At 41.6% G+C, this 13,002-nt stretch carries 12 protein-coding genes; 2 read left to right on the forward strand and 10 right to left on the reverse strand.

Annotated features, from left to right (window positions below; all coding sequences use genetic code 11):
- From DXB39_RS05650 to DXB39_RS05690, 9 genes are all read right to left on the reverse strand, one after another.
- Positions 1 to 666, reverse strand: a complete 666-nt coding sequence (locus tag DXB39_RS05650) for a DUF6320 domain-containing protein (protein WP_117841230.1) — start codon at positions 664 to 666, stop codon at positions 1 to 3.
- Positions 659 to 2,119 (reverse strand): hypothetical protein, encoded by a 1,461-nt coding sequence (locus tag DXB39_RS05655; RefSeq protein WP_243005983.1) that lies wholly within the window; start codon positions 2,117 to 2,119, stop codon positions 659 to 661. The genes DXB39_RS05650 and DXB39_RS05655 overlap by 8 nt, the downstream gene beginning before the upstream one ends.
- A 45-nt stretch (positions 2,120 to 2,164) precedes the next feature.
- Positions 2,165 to 3,313: a sensor histidine kinase gene (locus DXB39_RS05660; protein WP_243005982.1), complete on the reverse strand. Its 1,149-nt coding sequence runs from the start codon at positions 3,311 to 3,313 to the stop codon at positions 2,165 to 2,167.
- The gene (locus DXB39_RS15025) at positions 3,303 to 4,106 is read right to left on the reverse strand and encodes a response regulator transcription factor (protein WP_117840626.1); all 804 of its coding nucleotides are present in this window, start codon (positions 4,104 to 4,106) and stop codon (positions 3,303 to 3,305) included. The genes DXB39_RS05660 and DXB39_RS15025 overlap by 11 nt, the downstream gene beginning before the upstream one ends.
- Positions 4,107 to 4,188: 82 nt before the next feature.
- The gene (locus tag DXB39_RS05670) at positions 4,189 to 5,655 is read right to left on the reverse strand and encodes a TrkH family potassium uptake protein (protein WP_117840624.1); all 1,467 of its coding nucleotides are present in this window, start codon (positions 5,653 to 5,655) and stop codon (positions 4,189 to 4,191) included.
- A 10-nt stretch (positions 5,656 to 5,665) separates the two neighbouring features.
- Positions 5,666 to 7,021 carry a Trk system potassium transporter TrkA gene (gene trkA, locus DXB39_RS05675; protein ID WP_117840622.1) on the reverse strand — a complete coding sequence of 452 codons (1,356 nt, stop codon included), beginning with the start codon at positions 7,019 to 7,021 and terminating at the stop codon, positions 5,666 to 5,668.
- A gap of 108 nt (positions 7,022 to 7,129) precedes the next feature.
- Positions 7,130 to 7,894 (reverse strand): amino acid ABC transporter ATP-binding protein, encoded by a 765-nt coding sequence (locus tag DXB39_RS05680; RefSeq protein WP_022243953.1) that lies wholly within the window; start codon positions 7,892 to 7,894, stop codon positions 7,130 to 7,132.
- Positions 7,895 to 7,907: 13 nt separating this feature from the next.
- Complete coding sequence (locus DXB39_RS05685) at positions 7,908 to 8,558, reverse strand: amino acid ABC transporter permease (RefSeq protein WP_022243952.1); 651 nt, start codon at positions 8,556 to 8,558, stop codon at positions 7,908 to 7,910.
- 2 nt (positions 8,559 to 8,560) lie between these two features.
- The gene (locus DXB39_RS05690) at positions 8,561 to 9,424 is read right to left on the reverse strand and encodes an amino acid ABC transporter substrate-binding protein (protein ID WP_117840621.1); all 864 of its coding nucleotides are present in this window, start codon (positions 9,422 to 9,424) and stop codon (positions 8,561 to 8,563) included.
- 716 nt (positions 9,425 to 10,140) lie between these two features.
- Between DXB39_RS05690 and DXB39_RS05695 the strand changes: the two genes are divergently transcribed.
- Together DXB39_RS05695 and DXB39_RS05700 are read left to right on the forward strand one after the other, a co-directional pair.
- On the forward strand, positions 10,141 to 10,317 hold the full coding sequence (locus tag DXB39_RS05695; protein ID WP_117840619.1) for a DUF4250 domain-containing protein: 177 nt from the start codon (positions 10,141 to 10,143) through the stop codon (positions 10,315 to 10,317).
- Between the two features lie 103 nt (positions 10,318 to 10,420).
- On the forward strand, positions 10,421 to 11,242 hold the full coding sequence (locus DXB39_RS05700) for a hypothetical protein (protein WP_117840617.1): 822 nt from the start codon (positions 10,421 to 10,423) through the stop codon (positions 11,240 to 11,242).
- 7 nt (positions 11,243 to 11,249) lie between these two features.
- Here DXB39_RS05700 and DXB39_RS05705 read toward each other — a convergent pair whose 3' ends face one another.
- Complete coding sequence (locus DXB39_RS05705; protein WP_117840615.1) at positions 11,250 to 13,001, reverse strand: ABC transporter ATP-binding protein; 1,752 nt, start codon at positions 12,999 to 13,001, stop codon at positions 11,250 to 11,252.
- Position 13,002 lies beyond the last annotated feature (1 nt).

A 13,002-nucleotide genomic window follows, 5' to 3' on the forward strand; every position in this document is an offset into this window, starting at 1 on the left:
TCACCTTACATGAAATCTTCTCTTTAACTCTAGTCTGGCTCTGCGGTCACCGATAATCAGCGTTCCGAGGAATAAAAATACCGATATTCCAAATGCCAGTTCACTTAAGCCCGGATGGGTCACGATGTGAAGTGCTATCAAAAGCAGCGGTATCAGGCTGCATACAATTCCAAACAACTGGAACATCAGATAACTCTGCCAGTTTCTGGAATTGATAATCATGAGCAGAACAATACCTGCATCTAACAGCATAATACCTGCCGGAAGCACATAATTAACCGACCAGCCATGAAATCCCACTATCCAGTCAATCAGAATCACATATAAAATTCCGGATAATGTGGTTGCTATGATTTTCGTCCGATATCCATTATTGCTTAAAATATCCAACCGGAAAATCAGGAACAGATACCAAAGTCCTGCAATTGCAATCAGGCTCCAGAGTTTTCCCTGATACCAGATATAATTGAGATAGCCTGCTGCCACACTGCCTAATAACACCAGAAAGAATATAATATTTGTCACAAATTTTAATCTTCTGGTTGGAATCCATGCATCCGGATAGGTATTGTGTCCTTCTTCTCCCTCTTCTAATACACTGTGGCACAGCGGACAGATCTGGCTGTCATCTAAGATTTCCACATTACAATTCTTACATTTACTCATAATACACACCATTACTTTCTATTTCCACATTCAGACCATCCTCTGACAGTTTCCGGAAAAATCCACGCTGCAGGGATGTATCTTTTAAAACAGAACTAAAGGTAAATGCCAGCGTATCCTGATAGGAACAAATCGTTCCCTTGATATTCTGTCCCTTTGACATGGCAAGGAATGCATAAAACATCTTGATATATGGCTGGTAATCCTCTTCCACTTTCACATTTCCAATGTTGGTTACAGTGGATGTATTTGCCAGTGCTGCCGATGTATACACATAACGCATGGCAATATTTTTCAAAAACAGCGGTACTGCTCTTGCAATCAATAATTTCTCATTGGACACATTGTAAGAAAACAGTTCCTCTAAATGCTCTTTATTAATCTGTTGATGAAGACTTTCTGTAGTAATCTTCAATACTTCTTCAAACGTATAGGAATCCTCCACCGGTTCAAACTCTGCAGATACTACCGTAAAAAAGTTCTTGGTGGTAATGGAATTAAAATATGGTCTTAAATTCACCGGAACCGCTACACGAATCGGACGTTTGTCCGGCATACCATGCAGATATTCCCGATATACGCTGTAAGCAAATGCCGCAACCAGATACTCATTGATGCTGACACCATATTTATGACATACCCCTTTCAATGCCGGAATCTTTACAAATCCATGAATCACTCCAAATTCATCGGTTCGTAATTTTTCCCCTTTGATAAGATATGCTTTCTTTGTCTTATATCCCTTGGCATAGCTGTGCTTGTAATTTTTAAGGAAGCTGTCCTCACGATTCATGGATGTGTCGCTGCTTAACTTATCTCCCAGTTTCTCCTTAAGCTTTGGATGCACCAGTCTTAAATACTGATAGGTCAGCTCCTTTAAGAAATTGATTCCGCCCATGCCATCTGTCAGTACATGAAAAACCTCAAGGTTAATCCGGCATTTATAATAAGTTACCCGGAAAAGATAGCTGTGGTTCTTATTCTGTCTGATAAAACGGCATGGAAAATGTCTTTCTTCCTGTACTCTTGGAGCACTTTTGCCATTTTCTTCAAAATAATACCAGAAAATCCCCTGACGCAGTCTTAAGTTAAAGCCCGGAAATTTCGGAAGTACGATATCCAGTGCCTGCTGCAGATACTCCGGCTGCACCTCTTCCTTTAAGGTAACTGCAATCCGGTACACATTGCTCATTGATTCTCCTGCAATGACCGGAAAAAGATGTGCCGTATTATCCAGCCGGTCCCATTTGATATCGGTATGACGACGCTTATTATCTTCTGCTTTCCGCTGCTGCTTCTCCTGCTTTTCTAGTTCCTTTGAAGCGGCTTTTTCGTGCCGGCTCTGCTCTTTGACCGCCTGCTTTTCCTGCTTGCTTTCTGCTTTGGCAGCGGCTTTCTCCTGCTTTATCTTCTCTTTATTTTGTTGTCTTAGCTTTTTTTCTTCTTTACTCATAACGAATATTATAAAATAATACACCTAAAAATACAACCGGCGTTTCTAAGCTGTCGGCATTTTTCGTCTCGGCAGGCAGACCTTAAATGTTGTCCGGTCATTTTCACTCATTACACGGATGGTTCCTCCATGCAGATCCACCAGTTCCTTTGCGATGGCAAGTCCCAGACCCGCTCCTCCGCTGTTGGTCTGTCTCGCTTCATCCCGCCGATAGAATTTATCAAAAATACGCTGCTGTTCTTCCGGTGATATTGTCTGCCCCTGATTACTGAACAGGATAACCGTTCCCGGTGGCTCCTCCCATGCGGAAATGACAATGGTACTGTCCGGGTTGCTGTAGGCAATGGCATTTTTTAATATGTTATTAAAAATACGCGCCAGCTTATCTGCATCCCCATATACTTTGCAGTTTTCATCAGCCTGTATTTCCACTTTCTTATGTTCCGGTGCAAGAAGCGGGTACACTTCATCCGACAGCTGCATCAGCATATAATAAAGATCTATCTCTGTCGTTGCCAGTTCAATATCCTGCCGGTTAAAACGGGTGATGTCAAAAAATTCATTCACCAGAACTTCCAGTCTCAGTGCTTTGTCCAGGGTGACATGGATAAATTTATCCTGCTGCTCTTTTGAAATATCCGGCATCTCCTCTAATAATTTCAGATACCCAATCACAGAGGTAAGCGGCGTCCGGATATCGTGGGCAAGATACAATACCAACTCATCCTTCTTCTTCTCTGCCATCTGAATATCATAAAGCTGCCGGTTTAAAGTTGCATTCACGCTGTTTAACTTTTCTTCCATGGCAGCCATTTCCTTCGACATGCGGATCTGTCTGCCATCATGATGCACCAATGCATTGATTCCATTATCAATTTCCTGAAAATATTTTGTAAATGAATTTAAAAAGAAATAAAACATCAGACAGAATACCAGTGCAATTGCCCCAAAGAAAATCAGTTCGAAGTGATTTCCGATATTATGCCAATAGAAATCTCTCGCATCTTCATAAGTCATGCTGGTAAAATCATAAAGAAACCTTACAATTCCATCCGCAAATCTGCCCTGCAGCACATACTGGTAGAGAAACCAGATGCCAAAGAAAGCTCCTGCCATCAGTAATACAATCCGGGAAAATATTTTTCGTCTTACCGGTGCAAAATCCAGTTTTTTCTTATTATTGTCATCTTTCAATCTTATATCCCACTCCCCATATTGTCTTAATGTATTTTGGACGTTCACCGGTATCCTTAAGTTTCTCCCGCAGATGCCGGATGTGAACGGTTATGGTATTGTTGCTTTTGCTATAATATTCGTCTTTCCAGATAATATGAAACAGCTCTTCCGCACTGAGTACCCTGCCTTTTGCTTCACACAACGCCTGCAAAATCGTAAATTCTGTCGGTGTAAGTGAAATCTCATCTCCATCCAGATAGCATTCATGTGCACATTTCTTTAACAAAATTCCACGGCATATAATAGTATCATCCGATTCCGTTCCTGCATGATTTGATGCATACGTTCCATCTGCCGCATCATATGAACCATTTGCAGATGTATTTTCTATTATATTACCGTCAAAAGACATATTCTCTGCCGGCTGGTCCGTCCTTGCTCCATAGCGCTCATAACGGCGTAACTGTGCCTTCACTCTTGCAACCAGTTCCAGCGGAAGAAACGGTTTTGTCACATAATCATCTGCTCCTATGGTAAGTCCGGTTACTTTATCCACTTCGGAATCTTTTGCAGTTAACATAATAACCGGATAATTCTCTTTTTTTCGAATCCGGCGGCACAGCTCCAGTCCACTAATCCCCGGCAGCATAATATCCAAAATTGCAAGGTCAATTTTCTCATGCTCTATTGCATCTATTGCTGTATCTCCATCGTAACACTTGATTACGTCAAACTTCTCACTTACCAGATATATCTCTACTAAGTCTGCAATCTCCTTCTCATCATCCACCACAAGAATACGGTTTTTCATAAAAATCCCTCCTGCCTGTCTGCTATTCCAAACACATTATAGCATACAGGCAAAGGAGGGATTCCTTATTATTTATTAAGATTTACTGAACTTTGCCAACATGGCGGTGAGGATGAATCCGCCATAAACCCGGTGCAAAAATCACTAACATCGGGAATAATTCCAATCGTCCAACCAGCATGTCAAACATCAATACCAGCTTGGATAAAACACTGAACCCACCAAAGTTACCGGTCGGTCCTACCCTGTTAAGTCCCGGTCCGACATTATTAAAGGTTGCCATAACTGCTGTAAAGTTCGTTGTCATATCAAAATTATCAAGACTGATTAACAACACTGATACGATAAGAATAACAACATAGCCTGCCAGATAGCATAACACAGTCTTTACCACATTATCCGGTATTCGTCTTCCGTCCATATGTACCTTCTGCACACTTCTTGGATGGGTCACAGACATAATTTCATTGCGGACAGATTTTACCATAATAATGAGACGGGAAACCTTAATTCCACCGCCGGTACTTCCGGCACAGGCTCCGACAAACATTAAAAGCACCAGAATCGTTCTTGAAAATTCCGGCCAGAGATTAAAATCTGCCGTGGCAAATCCTGTAGTACTGATAACAGATGCCACCTGAAAGATTGCCTGCTGGAATGCTTTTCCAAAAGAAGCAAAGCTGGCTCTGATATTAAATGCAATAAGCAGTGCCGAACCGAATACGATCAAAAGATAGTAACGCATTTCCTCACACATCAGTGCTTCCTTCGGCCGCTTAATCAAAAACATATAATATACAGTAAAATTGATGGAACAGATAATCATAAATACCGTAATGATAATCTGCACCGCTGTACTGTATGATGCAATACTGCTGTTTAATAGTCCAAATCCACCGGTTCCCACGGTACCAAAGGTCAATGTCATGGAATCAAAAAGTGGCATTCCTGCTATTAGCAGTGCAATAATCTCAATCACCGTAAAGACTACATAGATTCCATAGAGAATCATTGCGGTACTCTTTACCTTTGGAACCAGTTTTCCAACAGATGGTCCCGGGCTTTCTGCACGCATCAGATGCATGCTGGAACTGTCGGAAAGGGGCATGACTGCCATAATAAATACCAGCACACCCATACCACCAATCCAGTGGGTAAAGCAACGCCAGAAAGCTGTTCCACGGGAAAGTGCCTCTACATCACTTAAGATACTTGAGCCTGTTGTCGTAAAGCCGGAAATTGTCTCAAATAACGCATCAATATAAGATGGAAATTCTCCGGTTAAATACATTGGCAATGCGCCAATCAGACTGAGGATTATCCAGCTTAATGCAACTGCTGCAAATCCTTCTTTTGAATAAAATACACTGCTCTTCGGTTTTCTTCTTCTGCCCCAAAACCCAATCAGCATACAGGCAAGTCCGGTAATCAGATATAAAAAGCCTTCCTTTTCCTGATAAATACCTGCTGTTGCTGCCGGAAGCAGAAGAAAGATTCCCTCGAAGCATATAACACTGCTTAATATGTATCGAATCATGGAATAATTCATGACAAGCCTCCTACCTTAATGCATCCCGGATATCATGTAACCCTGTCGTCGTGGTAACAAGAATTACCGTATCTCCCACTTCAATTACACTCTGTCCTTTTGGAATGGTCACTTTTCCTTTATGGGTGATACATCCAATCAGCATCTTAGGTTTCAAGCGAAGATCCTGCAGCGGAATTCCAACCACCGGAGAACCCTCTTTAATTAAAAATTCCAGTGCTTCTACCCGGTTATCATTCAGCTTGTACAATGTCTCAATATTACTTCCCATGGAGTTTTTCATGGCACGTACATACTTGATAATACTCTCAGAAGTAATGAATTTCGGATAAATAATACTTCCTACATCTAACTGGTCAATAATATCATCATAAGAAATACGATGAACTTTAGTAATCAGTTTTGCAGAAGATAAACTCTTTGCAAACAATGCCAGCATGATATTCTCTTCATCAAAATTAGTGGTTGCCACAAAGGCTTCTGTCTCTAACAATCCCTCTTCGATTAAAAGGTCTTTATCTGTTGCATCACCACAGATAATCATCGCCTTTGGAACCATTTCATTTAATTCTTCGCAGCGTTCTTCATCACGCTCTACAATTTTGACACGGATACCCATTTCCAAAAGCTGCTTTGCAAGATAAACAGAAGTTCTTCCGCCACCGACAATCAGTGCATCTCTCGCAGAAGAAGTAGGCACACCCAGTTTCTTAAAGAATTCAATGGTTTTAGCCGGTGTTCCTACAATAGAAATCTCATCCCTGGCTTTCAACTCAAAATTACCATCCGGAATATATACTTCATCTCCACGCTCAACCACTGCTATCAGTACGTCACAATGCAGTCTGCTTCCCATATCCTTAAGTTGCATATTACAAAGAGGGTTGTCCTCCTCAATCCGGTAGTTGACTAATTCCACCCGGCTCTTGGCAAATGAATCCACTTTGAGCGCGGAAGGGAATTTCAGCAGTCTCGCCATTTCGCGTGCTGCTGCAAGCTGTGGATTGATAATCATGGACAACCCTAATTCCTCTTTAATAAAACCTATTTCTCTACTGTATACAGGATTGCTGACTCTTGCTATCGTATGGCAGCCTCCTGCTTTTTTTGCGATCAGACAGCATAAAAGATTCAGTTCATCTGAACCTGTCACTGCAATCATAAGGTCTGCATCTGCAATCCCTGCATCTGTCTGTGCATTAAAACTTGCACCATTTCCAATAATTCCCATTACATCACATACATTGGTCACTGCCTCTACAGCCTGCTGTCTGGTATCAATTACTGTAATATCATGTTTTTCTTTACTAAGCTGTTCTGCAAGTGTTGCACCTACATTACCACAGCCCACTATAATTATCTTCATAGCTTCTCCTATGCTTGTTCTCATACATATTTATTGGTCGTTGAAGCAAATACCTATGACGAATTATAGCAGACTTTATAAATAATGCAATCCCGGTTTTACCCAATCCTAATTCTGGGCAAATCTTGCCAGGAACTGCTTTGTTCTCTCTTCTTTCGGATGCTCGATTACTTCCTTCGGGTCACCCTGTTCAATAATATAACCGCCATCCATAAAAATGACACGGTCAGCCACATCTCTGGCAAATGCCATCTCATGAGTTACAATTACCATGGTCATATGCTCACTTGCCAGCTGACGGATTACTTTTAAGATTTCTCCGGTAAGCTCCGGATCTAATGCGGAGGTTGGCTCATCGAAGAATAAAATCTGTGGATGAAGTGCTAACGCTCTTGCAATGGCAACTCTCTGCTGCTGTCCACCAGAAAGCTGGCATGGATAGCAGTCTGCCTTATCGGATAACCCCATTTTTTCAAGAAGCTCCATTGCTTCTTTCTTTACTTCTTCTTTATTCCGCTTCTGCACATGTACCGGTGCATCCATCAGATTCTTTAACACGGAATAATGTGGAAACAGATTAAAGTTCTGAAATACCAGTCCGAAATATCCCTGAATCTTTTTTAATTCTGCGTTTCCCACATACTGGGATTTTCCATCCGCACCGGTTGACACCGCATGCTCACCGAGATAAACCAGTTCTCCTTCATCCATTGTCTCAAGAAGTGTGGCACAACGCAGCAGTGTTGATTTACCGGAACCGGAAGGACCGATAATTGCTACAACCTCACCCTGTTCCACGGAGAGTGAAATATCATGAAGTACATCTACAGCCCCAAAGCTTTTCTTTACATTCTTTATCTCTAACAGCTTCATTCTTTTCCTCTCCTTACTTATAATAACTCAGTTTCTTTTCAATTCGTTCCATGATAAATGCCACTACAAAGTTAAAGATGTAGTAGAAAAGTCCTGCTACAAACAATGGCATGATGCTGCTGACACGGGCCGCAATCTGTTTTGCAATGGTAAACATTTCTGCATAAGCCAGTACAAATGCCATGGAAGTATCTTTTACCAGTGTAATAACTTCATTGGTTACCGGCGGCACCACGCGTTTTACCATCTGCGGGAAAATGATTTTACAGAAGGTCTGTGCCTTAGAGTATCCTAATACTTTGGCTGCTTCATACTGTCCTACCGGGATTCCTTCGATTCCTGCACGATAAATCTCTGCGAAATATGCCGCATAATTAATGGAGAAACCAATGATTGTTGCATAAAAGCTATACTCTTTGGAGATTCGGATTCCAAATAGGTAATATGGTCCGAAATACACCACCAGAAGCTGAAGCATCAGCGGAGTTCCACGCATAATGGATATGTATAATTTTACAAGCCACTGCACCGGCTTAATCCGTGACTTTCTTCCAAATGCCACTAAAAGTCCTAACGGCAGTGAAAATACCAATGTTAATACAAATATAGAAAGTGATGCCAGCATACCGGAACCCAGCTGCTGTGCTACAGCAATAAATGACATATCTATTCTCCTAAGCAAACCATTTCTGGTAAATTATAATCTGTGTAGTTATTTACGATAGTAGTAAATGTTCCATCTTTTACCATCTCATCCAAGGTCTTCTGAACCTGGTCTTTTAACTCTGTATTACCTTTTTTAAATCCGATTGCATACTGCTCGCTGGACACCTGCTCATCCAACATACGGAAAGCATCTCCTCTGGATGACATCTGGTATTTTGCTACTCCGATATCCAATACTACTGCATCTACAGCACCGGACTCCAAGTTCATAAATGCAGTATTGTAATCAGCTACCTGCTGAAGTTCAGCAAAAGATGCAGTCAGCTCTTTATTTTCATCGGTTGCATCATCTCCCTGTAATGCTGCAAGTCCTGAAGAATCAGCCTGGACGTCTACTACTTTTCCTGCCAGATCTGATAATTTATTAATATCCGAATCTTTTGCAACAACTACAACGATACTGTTGTCTACATATGGATCAGAGAATGTATAATCATCTTCTCTTCCGTTCATGGTAAATCCGTTCCAGATACAGTCAATGGAACCTGACTCTAATTCCATATCTTTTGAATCCCAGTTAATTGGTTTCTTTACCAGTTCCCATCCGTTACGGTCGCATACTTCCTGTGCCAGTTCAAGGTCAAATCCGGTATAATCTCCATCCTCATCCATATAACCATATGGTGGAAATTCTGCATCAAATCCTACAACAAACTGGGTACGGTCTGAACCATTGTCGCTCTTTGCATTTTCAGTATTCTGGACAGATACATTGTCTTTCTTATCTGCATCCTTACTTCCACAGCCAGCCAGTGACACGGTCATTGCGGCTGCCAGTAAAACAGTCAACATTTTCTTCTTCATAATAGAGTTCCTCCTCTTTTTGTAACTTCTTTTTATTAAGTTCTTTTTCCATCACTTTAGTATACTACCATGATAAATCAGTAATGTAAATCATTTTCTATATTAATTTCAGGTTGTCAGCCGATAAATTTTAGACTAAAATTGGGCATATACCTGAATAATCCATAGGTGCTTGCGAATGGGGAGAGATTTTGCGAAAAATATTATGCGATTCACAGGGAAATTTCTCTTTCGATACAAAATACCACAATTCTAAAATGCATCTTTTGCTTGTTATTATTAAAACCGTCTTTCCAATGTTTGTCAGAATAGCAGCACGGTTCGTCGAAGTACAGATGCCTGATAAAGGCTGTTAGGGGCACTTGGAATTTCGTCTGGCAACAGGCAACGCTGGTACAGGGATGTACCAGCGAGGCACATTTGAACATGGATGTGAATTTGTGCCGGTTGCCAGATGAAAACAGCATTATACCGAAATTCCTAGTGCCCCTTGCAGGCATTATGTGGCATCTGCCCTCGACGGACAGTACTGCTATTCAGCCAAAGCAACAGGAAAGACAGTTTACAAACAAGCAAAAGACGCATTCTAAGAACTGTTGGCATTTTGTATCGGATAAAGAGAAATTTCCCTGTGAATCGGCGTAATATTATTGCAGGAAATCCTCTCCCCCTTTCGCAAGCACCTATGCAATCAATGATAAAGGAGACATTACACCATGAATATACCAAATGACCCAGTCATGTTATTAAGTTACATCAATACACAGCTTCGGGATTTCTACCCTACCTTGGATGAACTCTGCTCTGCCTTAAATCTTTCGAGGAACGAGCTTTGCAATAAGCTTTCCGCCATCGACTATGAATACGACGAGAAGACAAACCAGTTTGTATAAATATGGTCTGTTGTGGCGGTAGGGAGGACATTTTCCCTCTCAGCATCAAAAATAACCACATTTATACCAACCGTTCCGATACACATAATGAAAGGAGTATCCCATGTCACTTTACGAAGACCTTTTGCAAAAACAATTTCTGCCCCACGCCTATGAAGACTGGGCAGAGTATCGCAATGCCATCAGCAACTATCTGATTGCCTCTACTGCTGCTGACAGCTCCCTCGCTATCTTTGGTGCCGGCTGTTGTAACGACTGGGATTTATCGCTACTTGCCGGACACTTTTCATCGATTACTTTAATTGATAATAATCTTCCTGCCATGAAACAGGCTCTTAAACGCTATCAACTGGAATCTTATCCTGCAATTTGCCTTGACGAATGCAATCTTACCGGTTTATACGGCAGTGATTACGAAAAATTCTGTGATACACTCTTTGAGCAGAAAAAGCTCTTTGGTGCATCCATTGATACAGAGCTTCCGGTCAGTACGGCACTGGCATTTCTGCATCAGACTTATGAGAAAGCCAAAAAGCATGTCATACGCTATGGCAGTCATGCTTTTGATTATTCTGTGGCTTTTGGTCTTCACAGCCAGCTTAATAATATGGCTGCATGGATCTGGGATACCATTGCAGAAAACTTTCGCTGGCAGGATGAACGGGTAACGGAATACATTGCTTTCCAGACCGATGAAATCATAAAACGGGTTAATGATACCATTTTACTTTCCACCGAAAAAGCAGCTTTCTTTGGAAATGAACGGACTTCTTCCCTTAATGATTCTCCCATAAGCGGCGCCATGGAATGCATTTTAGACATCAAAAAACGTTACCCCGGCTGCCAGGCAGCTCTCGTTCCATGGAATTTTAATCCAGAACTTGGGGTAACGTATGAAATGCTGTTACAACATGTAACACTATAAATCAATTCTATGACTGTACGAACTGGCTGTTATAAAGGGCTGCATAGAAGCCATTCTTCTGAAGCAGTTCTTCATGATTGCCCTGTTCGATAACATGTCCGTCTTTCATAACCAGAATAATGTCTGCCTCTTCAATGGTAGACAGACGATGGGCAACGATAAAACTGGTTCTTCCCTTCATCATCCGGCCAAAAGCTTCCTGAATCTTCATCTCAGTTCGTGTGTCAATCGATGAAGTTGCTTCATCCAAAATCAGCATTGGCGGCAGGCAAAGCATAACTCTGGCAATGCAAAGAAGCTGTTTCTGTCCCTGGGAAAGATTGCCACCGTCCTCTGCAATTACCGTATCATAGCCCTTGGGCAGACGTTTGATAAAATTATGGGCATGGGAAGCTTTTGCTGCCTCCATGATTTCTTCATCGGTAGCATCCGGTTTTCCCATACAGATGTTCTCACGAATGGTTCCCTCCTTTAACCAGGTTTCCTGCAATACCATACCATAGCTGCTGCGCAGGCTGCTTCTTGTCATATCTTTAACCGGCACGCCGCTGACACGGATGATTCCGCTGTTGACATCATAGAACCGCATCAGAAGATTAATCAATGTTGTCTTACCGCATCCGGTCGGTCCGACAATTGCCACACGCTCACCCGGATTGACATGGAGATTAAAATCCTCAATCAGCTTCTGCCCCGGCTCATAAGAGAAGTAAACATGCTCTAAATCCACATCTCCCTTTACTTCCTCTAATACCACTGCATCTTCTGCATCCGGTACCTGTGCCTCTTCATCAATCAGCTCAAATACTCTTGCTGCACAAGCCAGTGCATTCTGTAACTCAGTTACGACACCGGAAATCTCATTAAAAGGCTTCGTATACTGATTTGCATAACTTAAGAAACAGGATAACTGCCCAACACTGATTCCACCATGGATAGCTGAAACTGCGCCAAACACGCCAACACCTGCATAAACTAACGCATTGATAAAACGGGTACTCGGATTGGTAATGCTGGAAAAGAATAAGGCACGAAGGGAATATTTTTCCAGTCTTCCATTAATTTCATCGAAACTTTCCAACGCCTCATCTTCATGGGAAAATGCCTGGACAATTTTCTGGTTTCCAATCATTTCATCGATTAAAGCAGTCTGCTCTCCTCTTGTTTCCGACTGCAGCTTAAACATGGAGAATGTTTTCTTTGCAATGAATCCTGCTACCACAAAAGACAACGGTGTTAAAAATACTACCACTGCCGTAATCTTTACATTGACGCTCAACATAAAGCCTAATGTTCCGACAATTGTTACCACACCGGTAAACAACTGGGTAAAACCCATCAGAAGTCCGTCTGCGAACTGGTCTACATCCGCAATTACGCGGCTGACTATTTCACCGTAGGAATGAGCGTCTAAATATTTCAGTGGAAGAATCTCTATTTTGCGGATAGCATCCTTACGGATATCCCGGACAATATTATAAGTCATCTTATTGTTGCAGACATTCATAATCCACTGGGCAGCTGCCGTAATCAGAATGACTACCACCATTTTCTTAAGGATCGGTGTAATATAAGTAAAATCCACTTTTCCTTTGTCTACGATATAATCAATGGCATCTCCGGTAAGAATCGGAATGTATAAGGTTAAAATTACACTGAGCACCGCTAATGCAATGGACAAACCTAAGAATAACCAGTACTTTTTCATATACTTAAGGATTCTTCCAAGGGTTTCCTTCTGTCTTGATTCCTTTTTCATA

Source organism: Roseburia sp. OM03-7AC (assembly GCF_003462625.1).
GTDB classification, from domain to species: domain Bacteria; phylum Bacillota; class Clostridia; order Lachnospirales; family Lachnospiraceae; genus Roseburia_C; species Roseburia_C amylophila.